This is a genomic window from Bacillus sp. PS108, assembly GCF_037963335.1.
Lineage (GTDB): Bacteria > Bacillota > Bacilli > Bacillales > Bacillaceae > Bacillus > Bacillus subtilis.
The window spans coordinates 2,433,466-2,453,210 of the sequence record NZ_CP150155.1 but is presented as its reverse complement, the minus strand read 5'-3'; the positions used below and the strand labels follow the sequence as shown (position 1 = coordinate 2,453,210).

General features: G+C 41.7%; 21 protein-coding genes. 14 read left to right on the top strand and 7 right to left on the bottom strand.

The genetic code is table 11. From position 1 onward, the window contains the following. Positions 1-124 precede the first annotated feature (124 nt). The 4 genes from rpoD (at position 125) to NSQ16_RS12615 (ending at position 3,952) form a co-directional block, all read left to right on the top strand. The gene (gene rpoD / locus NSQ16_RS12630; protein WP_003226225.1) at positions 125-1,240 is read left to right on the top strand and encodes an RNA polymerase sigma factor RpoD; all 1,116 of its coding nucleotides are present in this window, start codon (positions 125-127) and stop codon (positions 1,238-1,240) included. A gap of 328 nt (positions 1,241-1,568) precedes the next feature. After that, the gene (cccA, locus tag NSQ16_RS12625; RefSeq protein WP_003230068.1) at positions 1,569-1,931 is read left to right on the top strand and encodes a cytochrome c550; all 363 of its coding nucleotides are present in this window, start codon (positions 1,569-1,571) and stop codon (positions 1,929-1,931) included. 256 nt (positions 1,932-2,187) lie between these two features. Beyond that, entirely contained in the window at positions 2,188-2,838 is a 651-nt protein-coding gene (gene trmK, locus NSQ16_RS12620; protein ID WP_003246178.1) for a tRNA (adenine(22)-N(1))-methyltransferase TrmK, read from the top strand. Beyond that, positions 2,831-3,952 carry a Nif3-like dinuclear metal center hexameric protein gene (locus NSQ16_RS12615; protein WP_038829714.1) on the top strand — a complete coding sequence of 374 codons (1,122 nt, stop codon included), beginning with the start codon at positions 2,831-2,833 and terminating at the stop codon, positions 3,950-3,952. Before trmK ends, NSQ16_RS12615 begins: the two co-directional genes overlap by 8 nt. Before the next feature lie 22 nt (positions 3,953-3,974). Here NSQ16_RS12615 and NSQ16_RS12610 read toward each other — a convergent pair whose 3' ends face one another. Continuing rightward, positions 3,975-4,919, bottom strand: a complete 945-nt coding sequence (locus NSQ16_RS12610) for a 4-hydroxy-3-methylbut-2-enyl diphosphate reductase (RefSeq protein ID WP_014477361.1) — start codon at positions 4,917-4,919, stop codon at positions 3,975-3,977. Positions 4,920-5,041: 122 nt separating this feature from the next. Next, positions 5,042-5,785 (bottom strand): YqfQ family protein, encoded by a 744-nt coding sequence (locus NSQ16_RS12605; RefSeq protein WP_160221681.1) that lies wholly within the window; start codon positions 5,783-5,785, stop codon positions 5,042-5,044. A 168-nt stretch (positions 5,786-5,953) separates the two neighbouring features. Here NSQ16_RS12605 and cshB point away from each other — a divergent pair, with 168 nt between their 5' ends. Together cshB and NSQ16_RS12595 are read left to right on the top strand one after the other, a co-directional pair. After that, on the top strand, positions 5,954-7,270 hold the full coding sequence (cshB, locus tag NSQ16_RS12600; RefSeq protein WP_160221680.1) for a DEAD-box ATP-dependent RNA helicase CshB: 1,317 nt from the start codon (positions 5,954-5,956) through the stop codon (positions 7,268-7,270). Between the two features lie 9 nt (positions 7,271-7,279). Continuing rightward, positions 7,280-8,173, top strand: a complete 894-nt coding sequence (locus NSQ16_RS12595; RefSeq protein ID WP_009967756.1) for a deoxyribonuclease IV — start codon at positions 7,280-7,282, stop codon at positions 8,171-8,173. A 26-nt stretch (positions 8,174-8,199) separates the two neighbouring features. Here NSQ16_RS12595 and NSQ16_RS12590 read toward each other — a convergent pair whose 3' ends face one another. Continuing rightward, on the bottom strand, positions 8,200-8,454 hold the full coding sequence (locus NSQ16_RS12590; protein ID WP_003230076.1) for a DUF2624 domain-containing protein: 255 nt from the start codon (positions 8,452-8,454) through the stop codon (positions 8,200-8,202). Between the two features lie 115 nt (positions 8,455-8,569). Here NSQ16_RS12590 and NSQ16_RS12585 point away from each other — a divergent pair, with 115 nt between their 5' ends. Together NSQ16_RS12585 and zur are read left to right on the top strand one after the other, a co-directional pair. Next, positions 8,570-9,451, top strand: a complete 882-nt coding sequence (locus tag NSQ16_RS12585) for a YitT family protein (protein ID WP_003230077.1) — start codon at positions 8,570-8,572, stop codon at positions 9,449-9,451. A 137-nt stretch (positions 9,452-9,588) separates the two neighbouring features. Further along, positions 9,589-10,026: a zinc uptake transcriptional repressor Zur gene (gene zur / locus NSQ16_RS12580; protein ID WP_004398578.1), complete on the top strand. Its 438-nt coding sequence runs from the start codon at positions 9,589-9,591 to the stop codon at positions 10,024-10,026. Positions 10,027-10,068: 42 nt separating this feature from the next. Here zur and NSQ16_RS12575 read toward each other — a convergent pair whose 3' ends face one another. After that, positions 10,069-10,650, bottom strand: a complete 582-nt coding sequence (locus NSQ16_RS12575; protein WP_003246215.1) for a nucleotidase — start codon at positions 10,648-10,650, stop codon at positions 10,069-10,071. A 132-nt stretch (positions 10,651-10,782) separates the two neighbouring features. On the opposite strand from NSQ16_RS12575, the gene NSQ16_RS12570 reads away from it, so the two are divergent. Beyond that, positions 10,783-11,172 (top strand): DUF308 domain-containing protein, encoded by a 390-nt coding sequence (locus NSQ16_RS12570; RefSeq protein ID WP_010886568.1) that lies wholly within the window; start codon positions 10,783-10,785, stop codon positions 11,170-11,172. 25 nt (positions 11,173-11,197) lie between these two features. On the opposite strand, the gene ispG is transcribed toward NSQ16_RS12570, so the two are convergent. The 3 genes from ispG to NSQ16_RS12555 all read right to left on the bottom strand — a co-directional run bounded on the left by ispG (position 11,198) and on the right by NSQ16_RS12555 (position 13,609). Then, entirely contained in the window at positions 11,198-12,331 is a 1,134-nt protein-coding gene (ispG, locus tag NSQ16_RS12565; protein ID WP_010886567.1) for a flavodoxin-dependent (E)-4-hydroxy-3-methylbut-2-enyl-diphosphate synthase, read from the bottom strand. A 122-nt stretch (positions 12,332-12,453) separates the two neighbouring features. Beyond that, positions 12,454-12,753: a LysM domain-containing protein gene (locus NSQ16_RS12560; protein WP_003230087.1), complete on the bottom strand. Its 300-nt coding sequence runs from the start codon at positions 12,751-12,753 to the stop codon at positions 12,454-12,456. Positions 12,754-12,847: 94 nt separating this feature from the next. Continuing rightward, positions 12,848-13,609, bottom strand: coding sequence for a DUF1189 domain-containing protein (locus NSQ16_RS12555; protein WP_230488259.1), 762 nt, complete (start codon positions 13,607-13,609; stop codon positions 12,848-12,850). 109 nt (positions 13,610-13,718) lie between these two features. Between NSQ16_RS12555 and NSQ16_RS12550 the strand changes: the two genes are divergently transcribed. From NSQ16_RS12550 to NSQ16_RS12530, 5 genes are all read left to right on the top strand, one after another. Continuing rightward, entirely contained in the window at positions 13,719-14,201 is a 483-nt protein-coding gene (locus NSQ16_RS12550) for a DUF456 domain-containing protein (RefSeq protein ID WP_004398518.1), read from the top strand. 178 nt (positions 14,202-14,379) lie between these two features. Beyond that, on the top strand, positions 14,380-14,988 hold the full coding sequence (gene sodA / locus NSQ16_RS12545; protein WP_004398583.1) for a superoxide dismutase SodA: 609 nt from the start codon (positions 14,380-14,382) through the stop codon (positions 14,986-14,988). 106 nt (positions 14,989-15,094) lie between these two features. Continuing rightward, positions 15,095-16,387 carry an MFS transporter gene (locus NSQ16_RS12540; RefSeq protein ID WP_003230095.1) on the top strand — a complete coding sequence of 431 codons (1,293 nt, stop codon included), beginning with the start codon at positions 15,095-15,097 and terminating at the stop codon, positions 16,385-16,387. A gap of 113 nt (positions 16,388-16,500) precedes the next feature. Further along, complete coding sequence (gene pbpA, locus NSQ16_RS12535) at positions 16,501-18,651, top strand: penicillin-binding protein 2A (RefSeq protein ID WP_015251698.1); 2,151 nt, start codon at positions 16,501-16,503, stop codon at positions 18,649-18,651. Positions 18,652-18,805: 154 nt separating this feature from the next. Further along, positions 18,806-19,708 (top strand): phosphate ABC transporter substrate-binding protein, encoded by a 903-nt coding sequence (locus NSQ16_RS12530; protein ID WP_017696171.1) that lies wholly within the window; start codon positions 18,806-18,808, stop codon positions 19,706-19,708. Positions 19,709-19,745: the final 37 nt, after the last annotated feature.

Below are 19,745 nucleotides of genomic sequence, written 5' to 3'. Positions count from 1 at the left end.
TGAATTGTCATTTCATTATTCGCACATTGTTAAAGGCAGTTCACATAGAAAACGCCTGAATGGACCGAATAAGAATCATACCGCTTATAGAATTCGTTGCAAGCTTTGGAAGGAGGGATCCATAATGGCTGATAAACAAACCCACGAGACAGAATTAACATTCGACCAAGTAAAAGAGCAATTAACAGAGTCTGGTAAAAAACGTGGCGTTTTGACATATGAAGAAATTGCTGAGCGTATGTCCAGCTTTGAAATTGAATCAGACCAAATGGATGAGTATTATGAATTTTTAGGTGAACAAGGTGTTGAATTAATTAGTGAGAATGAAGAAACAGAAGATCCTAATATTCAGCAGCTTGCCAAAGCCGAAGAAGAATTTGACCTTAATGACCTAAGTGTACCGCCTGGCGTTAAAATCAATGACCCAGTTCGTATGTATTTAAAGGAAATCGGTCGGGTTAACCTTCTTTCTGCAAAAGAAGAAATCGCCTACGCTCAAAAGATTGAAGAAGGTGACGAAGAATCTAAACGCAGATTGGCTGAAGCGAACCTGCGGCTTGTTGTCAGTATCGCAAAACGGTATGTCGGACGCGGTATGCTGTTCCTTGATCTGATCCAGGAAGGAAACATGGGTCTGATGAAAGCCGTTGAAAAATTTGATTATCGCAAAGGTTATAAATTCAGTACGTATGCTACGTGGTGGATCAGACAGGCGATTACACGCGCCATTGCCGATCAGGCGAGAACGATCCGGATTCCCGTTCATATGGTTGAAACCATTAATAAATTAATCCGTGTGCAGCGTCAATTACTGCAAGACTTAGGCAGAGAACCAACACCTGAAGAAATTGCGGAAGATATGGATTTAACGCCTGAAAAAGTACGCGAAATCTTAAAGATTGCTCAAGAGCCGGTATCTCTGGAAACACCGATCGGTGAAGAGGATGACTCGCACCTTGGTGATTTCATTGAAGACCAAGAAGCAACTTCACCTTCTGACCACGCCGCATACGAGCTATTGAAAGAGCAGTTGGAAGATGTGCTTGATACGTTAACTGATCGTGAAGAAAATGTATTGCGTCTTCGATTCGGTCTTGATGACGGCCGTACTAGAACATTAGAAGAGGTCGGCAAAGTATTTGGAGTAACGAGAGAGCGTATTCGACAAATCGAAGCCAAAGCGTTGCGGAAACTAAGACATCCTAGCAGAAGTAAACGTTTGAAAGATTTCCTTGAATAAGATGGAACGGGTCTTGAAGATCCGTTCTTCTTTTTTTAAAAAGATATATGGATAATATGCCTTTATTTTACTGAAAAATGATGTCATTTGCAAATGAACATTGTGGTGAAAAATTTCAAAATCTAATTCCATATTTTCTATTGTAAGCGTATACAATACATTATACAATAGAATAAAAAGGATATTAGAGATTTAGGCATGTTTCTATTCAATTTTGTATAAAGTGTGAATAAAAAACTTTTGTATAGCAATCCATTTACTTTTTGTAAAAATAAGTTAGAATTAGAAGTGTTTACATAGGGGGAAGGATCAAAAAGGGGGAAGGGAAATGAAATGGAACCCGCTTATTCCATTTTTGCTGATCGCTGTTTTAGGAATTGGTCTAACTTTCTTTTTATCAGTAAAAGGACTTGATGACTCTCGGGAGATTGCAAGCGGAGGAGAAAGCAAATCTGCTGAAAAGAAAGATGCAAACGCTTCACCAGAAGAAATTTACAAGGCAAACTGCATCGCATGCCACGGTGAAAATTATGAAGGTGTTTCGGGTCCGAGCTTAAAAGGTGTAGGGGATAAGAAAGATGTCGCTGAAATTAAAACAAAGATCGAAAAAGGCGGTAATGGAATGCCTTCCGGTCTTGTACCGGCCGATAAGCTGGATGATATGGCAGAGTGGGTGTCAAAAATTAAATAAAAGAACCATTTTTCTCTTTATACATTCACAGGCCGCCGAGATGTTCTCGACAGCCTTTTATTTTTGACTGCCGCGTGCAGACCCGCATCAAAAGAAATAATCTCAAAATCATTTGCTTCAGCTTGGATTCCGGGCTGATTTTTTATATGATAGTAAAGGAAAAAATGATTGAGAAAAGTTGTGATGACAAGTGAACGAATTAAAATTATCTAAACGATTGCAAACAGTAGCGGAGTACATACCGAATGGAGCGGTGATGGCCGATATCGGCTCTGACCACGCCTACCTTCCTTGTTATGCGGTGCTGAATCATAAAGCCAGCGGGGCGATTGCCGGAGAAATAACAGACGGCCCATTTTTGTCTGCAAAGCGGCAGGTTGAAAAATCAGGCTTAAACTCGCACATTTCTGTAAGGCAGGGAGACGGACTGGAAGTGATTAAAAAAGGTGAAGCTGATGCCATTACGATTGCCGGAATGGGCGGGGCTTTGATCGCTCACATTTTAGAAGCGGGCAAAGACAAATTAACGGGGAAGGAACGGCTCATTTTACAGCCGAATATTCATGCTGTTCATATCAGGGAGTGGCTTTATAAAGAAAGATATGCGCTGATAGATGAGGTAATCCTTGAAGAGGACGGAAAGTGCTATGAGGTGCTGGTAGCAGAAGCGGGAGACAGGGATGCGGCTTATGACGGTATTTCTTTATCAGCCGGGATGCTCGTCGGCCCTTTCTTGGCAAAAGAAAAAAATGCTGTCTTTTTGAAAAAGTGGACACAAGAGCTTCAGCACACTCAAAGCATTTATGAACAGATCAGCCAAGCGGCGGATACAGAGCAAAACAAACAAAAATTAAAGGAGCTCGCCGATCGAATGGAGCTGTTAAAGGAGGTAATCGATCATGGCTAAAAGTGTAAATGGGCAGCAGATCATCCAGCTGTTTGAACAATTTTCCCCGAAAGCCTATGCGGTTGAAGGAGATAAAATCGGCCTGCAAATCGGGACTTTAAACAAACCAATTAAAAATGTGATGGTTACACTTGATGTGTTAGAGAGCGTTATCGATGAAGCGATTGAAAAAGAGGTTGACTTGATTATTGCACACCATCCTCCTATTTTCCGGCCGCTAAAGCATATTTCAACAGATCAGCCTGCCGGAAGGTTAATTGAAAAGTGTTTGAAGCATGATATTGCTGTTTATGCAGCTCATACAAATTTAGACGTTGCGGACGGCGGCGTGAATGATTTGCTTGCTGAAGCATTAGAGCTGAGTGAGACGGAAGTGCTGGCACCTACTTATACGGATCCTCTGAAAAAGCTGGCAGTTTACGTGCCGAAGGAATATGAAGAGCAGGTCAGAGCCGCGCTCGGAAATGCGGGGGCCGGCCATATCGGTGAATACAGCCATTGCGCGTTTTCATCTGAAGGAATCGGCAGCTTTAAGCCATTGGACGGAGCTAAGCCTTTTATCGGTGAAGTGGGAGAGCTTGAGCTTGTTCATGAAGTAAGGCTTGAGACTGTATTTCCTAAAAGCGTCGAAAAAGCTGTTATCAATGCAATGATAAAAAGCCATCCATATGAAGAAGTTGCTTACGATATCTATCCTGTCGAACAGACTCCCGCCGAAAAAGGGCTCGGCCGTGTCGGAACCCTTAAAAATGAGATGACGCTTAAGGAATTCGCTTTATTTGTGAAAGACAAGCTTGACGTCAATGGTGTCAGAATGGTGGGAGATGCAGACAGCATGGTGAAAAAGGTAGCTGTTCTTGGTGGAGATGGAAACAAGTATATTCATCATGCAAAACGAAAGGGAGCCGATGTTTACGTCACAGGGGATTTATACTTCCATGTGGCCCATGATGCGATGATGCTTGGCCTAAATGTGGTTGATCCGGGCCATTACGCGGAAAAAATCATGAAAGAAGGCGTCACGAGAAAACTGACATCAATGTGTAACGATAAAAAGTTTGACGTGAATATCTTTGTTTCTGAAACAGATACAAATCCATTTACATTTCTATAAAAAAACTGAGGCTTTTACAGCCTCAGTTTTTTGCTTTTACTTTTGGAAGTATTTTTTTGAGCGGTATATTATGTTCAGTTGTCCAAGTTGATGGATCTTCGTGATCAAACTGCTCTAAAAAGCGAATGACTTCTTTTGTGATCGGCGTCGGTGTTGAAGCTCCCGCTGTAACTGCAACGGTATTAACGCCTTTCAGCCATTCGAGCTTCAATTCGCTTAAGTCGCCGATCCGGTATGCTTTTGTCCCGGCTATTTCCTCTGACACTTGAGCAAGCCTATTTGAATTGTTGCTTTTCGGGTCTCCGACAACGATTGTTAAGTCCGCTTTTTTTGCCTGCTCTGATACAGCTTCCTGCCGCACTTGAGTAGCGAGGCAAATCTCTTGGTGATATTCGACATGAGGATATTTTTCTTTGACAAGCTCCATAATGTCGTGAACATCCCATTGAGACATTGTTGTTTGATTCGTCACGATTAACTTCTCGGCTTGGATATCAAGGTTCTTTACATCTTCTTCTGTTTCAACTAAGTGAACGATCTCCGGCGCTACGCCAACGGCTCCCTCAGGCTCTGGATGCCCTTTTTTGCCGATATAGATCACGTGATATCCTTTTTCTTTCATCTCTAAGATTAGATTATGAGTTTTCGTCACATCCGGACATGTAGCATCAATTGCGACTAACCCTTTTTCTTCTGCGATTCTTCTGACTTCGGGAGAAACACCGTGCGCAGTGAAAATGACAGTTCCTTTGTCAACCTGCTTTAAGATGTCCAGACGGTTAGAGCCGTCCAATGTAAAAATCCCTTCCTCTTCAAACGCATCAGTGACGTGTTTATTATGAACAATCATCCCGAGTATATAGATGGGTCTTGGCAAGCTTTTATCTAGTGACGCATTTTTGGCAATGACCATAGCATCAACAACACCATAGCAATAGCCGCGCGGTGAAATTTTAATTACGTCCATTTTCGGTTGTCCTCCAATACTGAAGTGAGTAAAGGCAATATAAAAAGCCGTAATCAAACGGCTCTATTCTTGCATTCTTCTGATCTCATTATAGCCAATCTCACTTCAGATATCAAAGAATGTTAAATATATAATCTCGGTTTTGAACTGCCTGATGTTCTTTTCGGAGCAGGAGCTTCCTTTTTCTTCGGGGCAGACGTTTTTGATTCTTGTTCTTTATTGTCAGTTGTTTTAGATTTCTTTGGGAGAGAAGAACTTTTTGGTTTTGATTTTTTGTTCCCATCTGAGGTTTTTGTTTCAGTTTCTTTCTCTTTTTCTGATGATTCTTCTGAAACTGATTGTTTTTCACTTTCCTCATTGGCCTCTGTCTCAGTATCATCACTTTTACTTAATTGGCTGTACAGCTTCATCATTGCTGGCAGATTGCGGACTAATGGGCCGTACTGCTGGATCATAGGGGTGACTTGCTGCGCCATGCCGAGTACTTTTTGCACATTTCCAAGCATACTGGATAATGATGCAGGATTGGCGATATTTTGAATGCCTTGCAGGCCAGCACCTCCGCTCGCTGCTGCACCTGCTCCTGGAATTCCAGGAACTCCGGCGCTGCCAGCGCCTCCTCCGCCGGGTAGGAACCTTGACAGCATTCCTTTTAAGCCTCCGCCTGTACCTGCACCTGCACCATTTCTCGCTCCGGCATTTGCCTGAGGAAGAAATAGTCCGGCTTGCTGAAAACCTTGCTGCTGTGCTCCAAATGAAGGTCCTCGCATATTAGGCGGTCTTCTGCCCATCATTCGCTGATTTGGCATGGGGCGGGGCGGTCCGGGCTGTGGGTAATTTCTCATTGGCTGCTGCGGTGAAAACATACTTGTACCTCCTTTCAGCTCTCTCTGCTATTAGAATATGCATGGGCTGCGGTATTTGCTTTACATAACTGAATAAAACAAACGCCTTGCAAACGTGGTGTTTTTAAGCAAAATCGGGTATAATGTGATGATGGACACATAATGTGCCGCTTTAAGGAGCTGGGAAAAATGAAAGAAACAAAATTTGAACTTTATGAATTGAAACCATTTATTATAGATGCAGTACATCGCCTTGGTTTTTACGAACCGACTGATATCCAGAAAAGGCTGATTCCTGCAGTGTTAAAAAAAGAAAGCGTCATCGGCCAGTCTCAGACGGGTACTGGAAAGACTCACGCTTATTTACTGCCTTTATTAAACAAAATCGATCCTGCTAAGGATGTCGTTCAGGTAGTCATTACGGCTCCGACAAGAGAGCTAGCCAACCAGATTTATCAGGAATCGCTTAAAATCACACAAGGTGAGGAAGGCAGTCAGATTCGCTCGAAATGTTTTATCGGAGGCACTGATAAACAAAAATCAATTGATAAATTGAAAATACAGCCGCATCTTGTTGTCGGTACACCCGGACGGATTGCTGACTTAATCAAAGAACAGGCGTTAAGTGTTCATAAAGCGGAATCTCTTGTTATTGATGAAGCGGATTTAATGCTGGACATGGGATTCCTTGCAGATGTAGATTACATCGGTTCCCGCATGCCTGAAAATCTGCAAATGCTTGTGTTCTCAGCGACCATACCGGAAAAGCTGAAACCATTTTTGAAGAAATACATGGAAAATCCGAAATACGCCCATGTGGAGCCAAAACAGGTGACTGCTGCGAAAATCGAGCATATCCTCATTCCTTCGAAACATCGTGACAAGGACAAGCTCCTTTTTGACATCATGTCGCATCTGAATCCATACCTGGGGATTGTGTTTGCCAACACGAAAAATACGGCTGACCATATTGCCCAGTATCTGACTGGCAAAGGCATGAAAATTGGCTTGCTGCACGGCGGATTAACACCACGTGAGCGGAAAAAAGTCATGAAGCAGATCAATGATTTGGAATTCACATATGTCATTGCAACTGACCTTGCCGCAAGAGGTATTGATATTAAAGGTGTCAGCCATGTTATCAACTATGAGCTGCCGGATGATCTCGATTTCTATGTTCACCGTGTGGGCAGAACGGCTCGTGCCGGCTCATCAGGACAAGCGATGACCATTTATGAGCTTACTGATGAGGATGCATTAGTAAGACTTGAAAAAATGGGCATCGAATTTGATTACTTAGAGCTTGACAAGGGCGAATGGAAAAAAGGCGATGACCGTCAGCGCCGCAAAAAGCGTAAAAAAACGCCGAATGAAGCGGATGAAATTGCTCATCGTCTCGTGAAAAAGCCGAAGAAGGTTAAGCCTGGGTATAAAAAGAAAATGAGCTATGAGATGGAGAAAATCAAGAAAAAACAGAGAAGAAACCAATCTAACAAAAGAAAGTAGGGGAACCTGTTGCTGAGAATAGGCTCACACGTCTCTATGAGCGGAAAACATATGCTTCTGGCTGCAAGCCAGGAAGCAGTCTCTTATGGGGCGAATACGTTTATGATCTATACAGGCGCACCGCAAAATACGCGCCGAAAGAAAATTGAAGACTTAAATATAGAAGCAGGCCGGGCACATATGCAAGAAAACGGCATTGACGAGATTATCGTACACGCGCCTTATATTATTAATATTGGCAACACGACAAATCCGTCCACTTTTGAGCTGGGTGTTGATTTTCTTCGTTCAGAAATTGAACGGACAGCGGCCATCGGAGCGAAGCAAATTGTCCTTCATCCTGGCGCTCACGTAGGGGCAGGAGCTGAAGCGGGCATCAAAAAAATTATTGAAGGCTTAAATGAAGTGATTGATCCGAATCAAAATGTCCAGATTGCATTAGAAACAATGGCTGGAAAAGGATCAGAATGCGGCAGAAGCTTTGAGGAGCTTGCGCAGATTATCGAAGGCGTTACACACAATGAGCAGCTGTCAGTGTGCTTTGACACGTGCCATACACATGATGCCGGGTATAACATTGTCGAAGACTTTGACGGAGTGCTAAATGAGTTCGATAAAATCATTGGCATTGACCGTATTAAAGTGCTTCATATCAATGACAGCAAAAATGTCAAAGGTGCGAGAAAAGACCGCCATGAAAATATTGGCTTTGGTGAAATAGGTTTTGACGCACTGCAATATGTTGTTCACCATGAGCAGTTAAAAGACATTCCAAAAATTCTTGAAACACCATACGTCGGTGAAGATAAAAAGAACAAAAAACCGCCATACCGTTTTGAGATTGAAATGCTGAAAGAAAAACAATTTGATGATACATTGCTTGAAAAGATTTTACAGCAATAAAAAATGGGGGATAACACCCCCATTTTTTAGCTTGTAAATTGTTTGAATAGTTCATTAACTGTTTGAGCTGTTTCTTTCGATGTAATCGTCTCTACTTGTTTCAGCAGCCGCATTCGTTCACTCTCATTAAAGATGTTTACATTTTTCCCGTATAACAGGTTCGCTACTTCAACGGCCTGCGATCTTGTTAAGCTGATTCCGTATTGTTTTGAGTACTTCAGCAAATCATCAGCAGTAGCCTGATTAAGCCGCTGCAAAATAATTCTTTGAAATAAAATCATCGGTCATTCCACCTCCAGACTTAATGTATGGGCAAATCAGTAAAATGTGTCAGTGTTTAATGGTAAAATAGATTTATAATGTATTTAAAATAGTTATTGCAGGAAAGGAGATTTTATGACCCCAACAAAACAACATAAGAAAGAAACATTTACCCATTTTATTTTCAGGGTCTTTATGATTCTGGTAGGAGCTGCATCTGCGGCTGTAAGTATTGAATTATTTTTAATCCCCAATGATTTTATTGATGGCGGGATTATCGGTGTATCACTTATTTTAGACCACCTCTTTATGTCAAACCCCTTTCTGAATTTCGCTTTTTTCGTTGTCATATTAAATATTCCTTTTATGATCTTCGGATATAAATATATCGGTAAGACCTTTCTAGTCTCTACGTTTATAGGGATTGTCGGGCTTGCCGTTATTGAATCCTCACTTCACCATGTAGAAGCCATTACAACCCAGCCTATTTTGGCTACTGTGTTCGGAGGTCTTTTACTCGGCTTTGGCGTCGGGCTTGTTATTCGAAACGGAGGTTCAATGGATGGTACAGAAATTCTCGGTATTTTGCTGACCAAAAAACTCCCGTTTTCAGTAGGTGAGTTCGTTATGTTCATCAATGTGTTCATTTTCATTTGGGCAGTTTTTGTGTTCGGTCCTGAGCAAGCGATGTACTCATTCATGACTTATTATATTGCGATGAAAACGATTGATGCCGTGATCCAAGGGCTTGATGAAACAAAAGCTGTCATTATTGTGTCTGAGCAGTATGATGAGATTTCCGACGCGATTTTGCACCGTCTTGGTCGGGGCACAACGAAGCTGAAGGGGAAAGGCGGGTATACGGACGAAGAAAAAGACGTAATTTACGCGGTTGTCACAAGGCTGGAAGTGACAAAGCTCAAATCGATTGTGTTTGAAGTCGATCAAAATGCATTCATAACAATTATGAATACTCATGAAACGAGAGGCGGAAAATTCAAAAACGCAATCCACTAGGCTTTCATTTACTTTTATTTATTTTATGGGTATAATTTTATCTGCAGTAAAGAAAATGGCTTGCTGGACAGACAGCTGCCATTTTCTTTTTCATACATGTAATACGTTCTTAAGCAAAGCGAAAAGGGGGACCCTTCATGAACGTACAAGAAGCGCTGAACCTACTAAAAGAAAACGGATATAAATATACAAACAAACGGGAGGATATGCTGCAGCTTTTTGCTGATTCAGACAGATATCTTACCGCTAAAAACGTACTGTCTGCACTGAATGATGATTATCCAGGCTTAAGCTTTGATACAATCTACAGAAATCTTTCTTTATATGAAGAACTTGGGATTTTGGAAACAACTGAGCTGTCCGGTGAAAAGCTCTTCCGATTTAAGTGTTCATTCACCCATCACCACCATCATTTTATTTGTCTTGCCTGCGGCAAAACAAAGGAAATTGAATCATGTCCGATGGACAAGCTTTGTGATGATTTGGATGGCTATCAGGTCAGCGGGCATAAATTTGAGATTTATGGCACATGCCCTGATTGTACAGCGGAAAACCAAGAAAACACTACTGCGTAAAATGCGTATATATGAAAAAGGGGCCCGGTTTGGGCTCCTTTTTCAGTTATTGACACGTATTAAGTGATGCTTATTGTTGTTCATCCATTGAACGGCTTCTAGCCAGTTGTTTACTCTGATGATGTTTGAATCAATCGGAAGCTGATTATAAGGGGAATTGAACAAAATCACCGGTATCCCGGCTTCTTTCGCAATCATCATGGCGTTCCCGTGATGATCCTCAAAAAACAGGTCGATGTTATGATTCTTGACCGCTTCAACTTTGTGATGACCGCCAACGAGTTCGATGTGGTCATAATGAATGTTTTGTCTGTCAAACCATTCATAGGTAATATCAGTTAAATGAGTCCGTCTCGCTGTAATATAAATAAGCTTGTGCTCCTCTTTGAGAAGATCAAGTGACTGTTTCGCATGCTGTGCAAGCAATGCTTCCTTATATATGATCGCTTCATTTTGATTCATCCAATCCCAAAATTCTTCCTGGGTAATGTTTAACAGCTTTGTTAAATCATAATCCGTCATATCGTTTAATGAAATGGAAAGATTAAACGAACGGTTCAAGTAAGGGACGAATGTATCCTGAGCCGTGATTGTGCCGTCAATATCTATTCCTAAGCGTAACATGCCCACACTCCTTCAGTTTCATCCCTTCAAGTGTAACATAAACAATTGACATTAACAGAAAAGTTTAGCAAACATGAATCAGGCAAAATGGATCAAACTATAAAAGCTCCTTTAATAAAACAGAAGGGGGAATTGAAGGTGGCAAACGATTACGAAAAGCGTGATAACAACAGTTACTATGTTGATCATGGATCTGAAGGGACAAATATTACCCGCGACAATGACGGTTTTTTTGAGGAAACAGCTGCTGAAATCGCAGAGCCTTATCGTGCTGCTGACCGCAGCAATGACCAAGACAATGATCGCAGCGGCGGCAATGTCAATGAAGGACGGGGAATAGGATATATCGCTTTAGCCTTGTCCATCATTTCATTGTTTGTACTGCCTGTTTTATTGGGAGCTGCCGGTATTATTGTCGGCTATATCGCAAGAAGAAGAGGTGCTCAAGGCCTTGGCGCCTGGGCAATGGGTATCGGTGTCGTTTCATTAGTGCTTGGAATATTTATTATTCCATTTTTCTAACACAAAAAAGCTTGACGGGTTCCCGTCAAGCTTTTTGTGTTTCTTCTTTTAATTTTGCTTTTTCAGCTTCAAGTTTTGCGTAGTGTTCCTCAGCAAGAATGTCAATTTCTTTTTTGAGTTCTTCTACCATCGTTTCCTCTGGAACCTTACGGACAATTTTCCCTTTCCGGAACAGTAGCCCTTCACCGCGTGCGCCGGCGATTCCGATATCAGCTTCTCTCGCTTCACCAGGTCCGTTTACAGCGCAGCCGAGAACAGCAACTTTAATCGGCGCTTTTATCTTAGAAATATACTCTTCCACTTCATTGGCAATGCTGATTAGATCAATCTCAATACGGCCGCAAGTCGGGCAAGAGATGAGCGTGGCAGCATTGGAGGCTAAGCCGAAAGATTTCAGAAGCTCCCTTGCTACTTTTACCTCTTCTACAGGGTCTGCGCTTAGTGAAATGCGCATGGTGTTCCCGATGCCTTTGCTTAAAATTGCGCCGAGTCCTGCTGCGCTCTTTACTGTGCCGGCAAACAGTGTTCCTGACTCGGTGATCCCGAGGTGAAGCGGGTAGTCAAACGCTTTCGCCGCTTTTTCATAAGCCTCGATTGCAAGGTTCACGTCAGAGGCCTTCATGCTGACAATAATATCGTGAAAATCAAGATCCTCAAGAATTTTAATGTGATGAAGTGCGCTTTCTACCATTCCATCGGCAGTCGGATAACCGTATTTTTCTAAAATGCGTTTTTCCAATGAACCGGCGTTTACTCCGATTCTGATCGGAATGCCTTTGTCTTTGGCCGCTTTAACAACCGCTTCAACTTTTTCGCGCCGGCCGATGTTGCCGGGATTGATGCGGATTTTATCTGCGCCGCCTTCAATGGCTTTCAACGCAAGTTTATAATCGAAATGTATGTCAACAACGAGAGGAATGGAAATGCGCTTTTTAATATCCGCAATGGCGTTTGCTGCCCGTTCATCCGGACATGCTACCCGAACGATTTGGCATCCGGCTTCAGCCAAACGGTTAATTTCTGCAACCGTTGCTTCTACATCATGTGTTTTCGTTGTTGTCATGCTTTGGATGACAACTTCATTGTTGCCGCCTATTGTTAAAGGTCCCACTTTGACGGGACGCGTTTTTGTACGATGTGTGATTTCACTCACTTGCAATCGCTCCTTAATTGTAGTTGCCGCTTCTAGATATAACAATTCTAGTATGGTTTATGTGAATTTATTTTACAAATTACATTGTAACAGTGTCTTGGCCGAACTGACAAGAAATTAACGTTAAATTAAGGGTAGACCGGGAATTTATACGCTGTTCCCGCTTGAATGGCATTGGCTTTCACATTTGGATTCAGTGCTTCAAAATCCTTTACAATGTCATCCGGAGAACCTGCTGATCCGACTATCGACATAACCGTATCACCCGGCTTTACCTTCACCGTTTTATAAGCCGGTTCTTGTACAGCCGTTTTTGCTGATGCTTCATAGACAGGGAGGTCCTGAATGGGTATGGTTCCAATTTTAAGGTCATAAAAAAGAATAAAAAGTATAAAAACAATGCTGCATACTAAGGTGAGACGCTTCATCGCTTTTCCTCCCGCATACGAAATTTTATACCATAGTATGCTTGTCCATTTCGATTCATGACAAAAGAAAAGAGACTGCGAATGCAGCCTCGGTTTATACAGCAGCTTTTTTGGACGGAATCTCTTTTAAAACGAGAAACAGGATGACAAAATTGACAAACCAGTTCAGCAAAAATTCACTTGGTACGGTTGCTTCTAATGCCCGCATGATTGTAAAGAATACAGTTGAAAGGGTGATGGAATAAGCAGAAAGCTTCCAGAGCTGATGATAGGATAAATGTTTTTTCTGCGACTTCTTAATGATTAACCCGATAAGCGCTAAAAACGATACTTCAATAAATTTTCCCGCTGCAGTTACGAGAAAAATAAGAGCTGAGAGAACAGTTACAATCATCGCTTTATTTTGGTTTAAACCTGCAATGACATCTTTTTTCTGTAACTCTGACGGCATCATTGAGTAAGACATTTCTTGGGCCTGTCCGTCAATGGCCAAAACAAATTTGTTCTGAAGGATGCCGATTGCGTTTTGCTTTGCTTCAATTTGTTCAGTGCCATAGGAGTCTGTTGGATCGAACACGATAACGAAACCATTTGCTTGAGATTCCGTGGCTTTTTTCTCATCCGTTTGAAGTTTGCCGTTTGAAATTGTGAAATCAGGGAAATCTTTGTTTAAAACAGTTTTAAAGCCGTTCATTGATTTTACGGTCCCTGTACTTACATAATAAGCGGTAGGGATTGCAAACAGGACAGAGAGCAAAAATACATAAAGAATCGCTTTTCCGATTCCTTGAAATCTTGTTTTTGCAATATCACGGGGAGAGTATGTACTTTTAATGAAAAGCTGAAACACATTCACTATCTTCACTTCCTAGCTAAACTAATATATGTTGCTTATTGTATCGTTGCATGCGTGTGAATACAAGGAAGACATGAAGAAGACAGAGTAAAATGGGAGGATGGAAGCTATGGATATGTTGTATTGGCTGTTGATTGCAGCGGTTTTTATCATTGCCTTTATCGGGCTGGTGTATCCTGTTATTCCGAGCGTAGTATTTATTGTTGCCGGATTTGTATTGTACGGATTTTTATTTTCATTCAGTCCGTATTCTTATATGTTCTGGCTTGTTGAGGCAGTTTTTGCCGCAGTATTATTCGCAGCAGATTACGTGTCGAATCTGCTTGGAGTAAAAAGGTTCGGAGGAAGCAAAGCTGCCATTTGGGGAAGCACGATTGGTTTATTAATCGGGCCTTTTGTCATTCCGGTTGCAGGGATCATTTTGGGGCCGTTTATCGGGGCTGTTTGCGCAGAACTTATCGTTCATCAGAAGGACTTAAAGTCAGCGTTTAAAATTGGCCTCGGCTCACTCATTGGTTTTTTAACAGGGGTTATTGCAAAGGGCATCATACAGCTTTTGATGATCGGATATTTTTTATGGACGGTCCTATAAGAAATGCTGGCGGCAGGTTTAATGGTGCCGATTATCGGTTAAAGTGAAATATGTCCGCTGAAATGAGCCAAATCGTGAGCTTTTTCATTGATTACAAAGCATTCTTTTGTTACATTGAATGAAGAAAGGCTCGCTGTGAAGCGGCATTTCAGTACATATATACTAAGGAGGAATTATCATGGCTTACGAACTTCCAGAATTACCTTATGCGTACGATGCTTTAGAACCGCATATCGACAAGGAAACTATGACTATTCACCATACGAAACACCACAACACATACGTGACAAATTTAAACAAAGCGGTTGAAGGAAACACTGCTCTTGCCAACAAATCAGTTGAAGAGCTTGTTGCAGATCTTGATTCTGTTCCTGAAAACATCCGCACTGCAGTCCGCAACAACGGCGGCGGACACGCGAACCACAAATTATTCTGGACACTTTTATCTCCAAACGGCGGAGGCGAACCGACTGGCGCGCTTGCTGAAGAGATCAACAGTGTATTTGGAAGCTTTGACAAATTCAAAGAGCAATTCGCAGCAGCAGCAGCTGGACGCTTCGGTTCTGGCTGGGCATGGCTTGTTGTGAACAACGGTAAACTTGAAATCACAAGCACGCCAAACCAAGATTCTCCGCTTTCAGAAGGCAAAACGCCTATCTTAGGTCTTGACGTTTGGGAGCATGCTTACTACCTTAACTATCAAAACCGCCGTCCTGATTACATTTCAGCTTTCTGGAATGTTGTAAACTGGGACGAAGTGGCTCGTCTATACAGCGAAGCAAAATAATGGCACAAACAAGGTCCTCATTATGGGACCTTGTTTTTTTATGTCTTCTTTTTACATATCTCGGTTTGAGTGAGACAGACTAAGGGATAGTAAAGGGGAGTCAGTAATGAGCAAACTAAAAAAAGTGATAGGCGATGTAGACGTAAACAAAGGGTTACTCTTTCTGCTGACCATTGGCGGGCTTTACTCGCTGGGAATTGCACTGTCCAATACATTTGTTAATGTGTATCTTTGGAAGCAGTCAGGGAAATTTATTGATTTGGCGATATATAATTTATCCATTGTGACAATGCAGCCGATAACCTTTTATTTGGCTGGACGGTTAGCCAAAAAAATAGACAGGGTATTCATTTTAAGGTTCGGCGTCATTTTTTTAGCTGCCTTTTATTTAAGTGTGCTTTTAGCCGGAGAAACGGCGGCCAGCCGCCTCGTGCTAATCGGCGCGGTGCTCGGAGTTGGCTATGGCTTTTATTGGCTAGCGTTTAACGTACTGACCTTTGAAATAACAGAGCCGGATACGCGAGACTTTTTCAACGGGTTTATGGGCATTCTGTCTTCCTCTGCAGGAATGATCGGCCCGATTGTAGCCGGATTCGTGATCTCAAGGCTTGAAAATAATACGGGTTATACAGTGATTTTCAGTCTCTCCCTCAGTTTATTTGCCCTGGCTGTCGTGATGAGCTTTTTCTTAAAACGGAGAGAATCAAAGGGCCGTTTTATGCTGAGCAAAGTATTTGGAGAGCGCCATAGCAATATGAATTGGCGGAGAATCACGAATGCGCATTTTTTTCAGGGTTTGAGAGAAGGGATTTTTGTCTTTTTAATCAGTGTGTTTGTATTTATTGAGACAAACAGCGAACTTGCTCTCGGCACATTCGGTCTTGTCAATTCAGCTGTTTCCTTCTTTGCCTACTACTTTGCATCCAGGCTGATTAAGAAAAAGGCGAGAAAAAAATCGATTTTGCTGGGCGGACTTATTTTGTATGGCGCGCTGTTTTTGATTCTGTTCCATATGAGCTTTTCGACATTATTAACGTACGGCGTTTTTATTGCCATCGGCTATCCTCTGTTGCTTGTGCCATATGTATCACTTACATATGATGTGATAGGGCGCGCGAGGCATGCCAGAAAAGCAAGAATTGAATATATCGTGCTTAGAGAAATGTTCTTGAACGCCGGCAGAATTGTTTCCATTTTGTGCTTTCTCCTGATTGTGGCTCTTCTGAAAGAGGATGTGGGAATTCCTTTGTCACTTGCGATATTGGGTATAGGACATCCTTTGATTTATTACTTTGTCAAGGATATCCGTTTTAAGGAGAAAGAAGGGGAAAATGAAACCATGGAAGAAGACGGCCAAAAACGGGTAACAGAACCGACCCTGTTAAAAGGCGAGAGATAATTTTTTTGCCAAAAAGGGGTTATCTGTAGAAAAAAGTCGAAAAAACCTTTAAAATGAAAACTGGCACTCTTACTTGAGTGTCTTTTCTTTCTGTAAATAGAAAAGGTGATGTTATGAGGAGAAATAAACAAAAAAAGCAAAATCATAAAGAGAAAAAGAAGTCGCTTCCGATCCGGCTGAATATTTTATTTTTAGCTGCCTTTGTTATATTTACCTGGATTATTGTGGAACTGGGCATCAAGCAGATCGTGCAAGGCGATGATTACAAAAACCAAGCGAATAAGCAGGAACAAAGTGAAGTCAGCTCAGCGGTACCGCGCGGGAAAATTTATGATCGAAACTTTAATGCCATTGTGACAAATAAGGCTTTAAATGCAATCACGTACACGAGATCTAAATCGACCACGCAAGAACAGCGCTTAAAGATCGCAAAAAAGCTGTCTGGCATGATCAAAGTCGATACAAAAAAAGTAACAGAACGGGATAAAAAAGATTATTGGATTTTGACTAGACCGAAAGAAGCGAAAAAGCTGATTAGCTCTAAAGAAAGACAGCAGGTTGAAGAGAAAAAATTATCCGATGACGATTTATACCAGCTTCAGCTAAAACGGATTACTGATAAGCAGCTGAATGAATTGACGGATAAAGATATGCAGATCCTTGCTATCAAAAGGCGTATGGATTCAGGCTATGCTTTGACCCCTCAATATATTAAAAATGAGGATGTATCAGCGAAGGAAATGGCAGTGGTAAGTGAACATTTAGACGAACTGCCTGGAGTTGATGTCACGTCCGATTGGGAACGTGAATATCCATATAAAAACCTTCTTCGCTCAGTGCTCGGGAGTGTTTCCAGCTCTGATGAAGGATTGCCGTCCAACTTGCTCGACCATTATCTATCGCTTGGCTACAGCCGAAATGACAGGGTCGGAAAAAGCTATCTGGAATACCAATATGAAAGCCTTCTGCAGGGCCAAAAAGCAAAAGTCGAAAATATCACAGATTCAAAAGGCAATGTCACGGGAACAAAAACGGTATCTGAAGGCAAAGCCGGGAAAGATCTTGTACTAACAATTGATATTGATTTGCAAAAATCAGTGGAAAAAATTATTGAGAAAAAACTTAAAGCTGCTAAAGCAAGACCTAGTACCGAATTGTTGGATCGTGCATTCGTTGTCATGATGGACCCTAGAAACGGCGAAGTGCTGACAATGGCAGGGAAGCAGATTAAACGAGAAAATGGAGCCTATAAGTTTGATGATTATGCATTAGGAGCCATGACTTCATCCTACGCTATGGGATCAGCTGTAAAAGGTGCAACCGTTTTGACCGGTCTTCAAACTGGAGCGATTAATTTGAATACTGTATTTAAGGATGAACCATTGTATATCGGCCAGGATAAAAGAGGGAAAAAATCTTGGCAAAACTTAGGGCCGGTTGGTATTCAAACTGCATTAGAGAAGTCATCAAACGTTTTTATGTTTAAAACAGCTATTGCAGTTGGTAAAGGTGAATATAAACCTCACCAAGCATTGCCTTTGGATACTTCTGCATTTGATACCTTCAGAAATTATTTCAGTCAATTTGGATTAGGAGTAAAAACAGGAATTGATCTACCAAATGAAATGACGGGATATAAAGGTACAAGCAGATTATCTGGTTTCTTGCTTGATTTCGCCATTGGACAGTATGATACTTATACACCGCTGGAATTGGCTCAATATGTCTCCACCATAGCAAATGGTGGCTACCGCATGAAGCCTCAGCTTGTAAAGGAAGTCAGAGATTCAAATGCGAAAAAAGGGATCGGCGCAGTAGTTGATTCTGTTCAGCCTGAAGTATTGAATAAAGTCGATATGAAGAGTAGCTATATCGAAGAGGTCCAAGCCGGTTTTAGACGGGTTGCCACTAAAGGGACAGCTGCAGGTCAACTGGCTTCAGCATCGTATAAACCAGCTGCAAAAACAGGAACAGCCCAATCATTTTACGACGGACCGGATAAATCAAAAACAGGAACAGACACTTATAATACGACGCTTGTGGCTTATGCACCAGCTGACAATCCTGAGATTGCTATTTCTGTCGTAGTTCCTTGGACTTACATTGATTACAATCAAAGATACTCAATTACAAACGAAATCGGCAGGGAAGTAATGGATAAATATTTTGAGCTGAAATCGAAGCAGGACAAAGAAGATACTCAGCAAAAGAATAAAGACAAAATTGAAGAAAATGCAGAAAACACAACGTCTTCTGATAACTAAAAAGAAACGCTCACATGATGTGGGCGTTTTTTTTATACAAAAAAACGCACTGATTTACAAAACCTTAACATTCGGTTCAAACCCTTTTTACATAGAACCTTTACTCTATACGTGTAGGACAAATTACACATTATACGCAGGGGGAATTCAGGAAATGAAAAAAAACAAATTGGTGCTTATGCTTCTGATGGCTGCTTTTATAATGATTGCAGCTGCATGCGGAAATGCAGGAGAAAGTAAAAAATCGAATAGCGATTCTGCAAAAGGAGAAGAAAAGGCATCAGGTTCTTTAACCATTTCTGGTTCATCGGCAATGCAGCCACTAGTACTTGCAGCCGCGGAAAAATTTATGGAAGAAAACCCTGATGCTGATATACAGGTACAAGCTGGCGGTTCTGGAACAGGGCTTTCTCAAGTCTCTGAAGGAGCTGTTCAGATCGGGAATTCAGACGTTTTTGCTGAAGAAAAAGAAGGCATCGATGCAAAAGCGCTTGTCGATCATCAAGTCGCTGTAGTTGGTATGGCAGCAGCTGTAAACCCTGATGCTGGTGTGAAGGATATTTCAAAAGATGAATTGAAAAAAATCTTCACTGGCAAAATTAAAAACTGGAAAGAGCTCGGCGGCAAAGACCAAAAGATTACACTTGTAAACCGTCCTGATTCTTCCGGCACACGTGCTACATTTGTGAAATATGCGCTTGACGGAGCGGAGCCTGCAGAAGGCATTACTGAAGATTCCTCCAACACGGTGAAAAAAATCATTGCTGATACTCCGGGAGCGATTGGATATCTTGCATTCTCATATTTAACAGATGACAAAGTAACTCCTCTATCTATTGACGGTGTTAAACCTGAAGCGAAAAATGTAGCAACTGGCGAGTATCCGATCTGGGCTTATCAGCATTCTTATACAAAAGGTGAAGCGACAGGTTTAGCTAAAGAATTTCTTGATTATCTAAAGAGTGAAGACATTCAAAAAAGCATTGTTACTGACCAAGGCTACATTCCGGTTACTGATATGAAAGTGACACGCGATGCCAACGGGAAGCAAAGCTGATCTTAATAAAAAGAGGAGTGCGGGGACAACCGTTTCT

Coding starts and splice junctions, on each gene's coding strand:
- rpoD (WP_003226225.1), top strand. CDS start 125: ATGGCTGATAAACAAACCCACGAGACAGAATTAACATTCGACCAAGTA.
- cccA (WP_003230068.1), top strand. CDS start 1,569: ATGAAATGGAACCCGCTTATTCCATTTTTGCTGATCGCTGTTTTAGGA.
- trmK (WP_003246178.1), top strand. CDS start 2,188: ATGGCCGATATCGGCTCTGACCACGCCTACCTTCCTTGTTATGCGGTG.
- NSQ16_RS12615 (WP_038829714.1), top strand. CDS start 2,831: ATGGCTAAAAGTGTAAATGGGCAGCAGATCATCCAGCTGTTTGAACAA.
- NSQ16_RS12610 (WP_014477361.1), bottom strand. CDS start 4,919: ATGGACGTAATTAAAATTTCACCGCGCGGCTATTGCTATGGTGTTGTT.
- NSQ16_RS12605 (WP_160221681.1), bottom strand. CDS start 5,785: ATGTTTTCACCGCAGCAGCCAATGAGAAATTACCCACAGCCCGGACCG.
- cshB (WP_160221680.1), top strand. CDS start 5,954: ATGAAAGAAACAAAATTTGAACTTTATGAATTGAAACCATTTATTATA.
- NSQ16_RS12590 (WP_003230076.1), bottom strand. CDS start 8,454: ATGATTTTATTTCAAAGAATTATTTTGCAGCGGCTTAATCAGGCTACT.
- NSQ16_RS12585 (WP_003230077.1), top strand. CDS start 8,570: ATGACCCCAACAAAACAACATAAGAAAGAAACATTTACCCATTTTATT.
- zur (WP_004398578.1), top strand. CDS start 9,589: ATGAACGTACAAGAAGCGCTGAACCTACTAAAAGAAAACGGATATAAA.
- NSQ16_RS12575 (WP_003246215.1), bottom strand. CDS start 10,650: ATGTTACGCTTAGGAATAGATATTGACGGCACAATCACGGCTCAGGAT.
- NSQ16_RS12560 (WP_003230087.1), bottom strand. CDS start 12,753: ATGAAGCGTCTCACCTTAGTATGCAGCATTGTTTTTATACTTTTTATT.
- NSQ16_RS12550 (WP_004398518.1), top strand. CDS start 13,719: ATGGATATGTTGTATTGGCTGTTGATTGCAGCGGTTTTTATCATTGCC.
- sodA (WP_004398583.1), top strand. CDS start 14,380: ATGGCTTACGAACTTCCAGAATTACCTTATGCGTACGATGCTTTAGAA.
- NSQ16_RS12540 (WP_003230095.1), top strand. CDS start 15,095: ATGAGCAAACTAAAAAAAGTGATAGGCGATGTAGACGTAAACAAAGGG.
- pbpA (WP_015251698.1), top strand. CDS start 16,501: ATGAGGAGAAATAAACAAAAAAAGCAAAATCATAAAGAGAAAAAGAAG.
- NSQ16_RS12530 (WP_017696171.1), top strand. CDS start 18,806: ATGAAAAAAAACAAATTGGTGCTTATGCTTCTGATGGCTGCTTTTATA.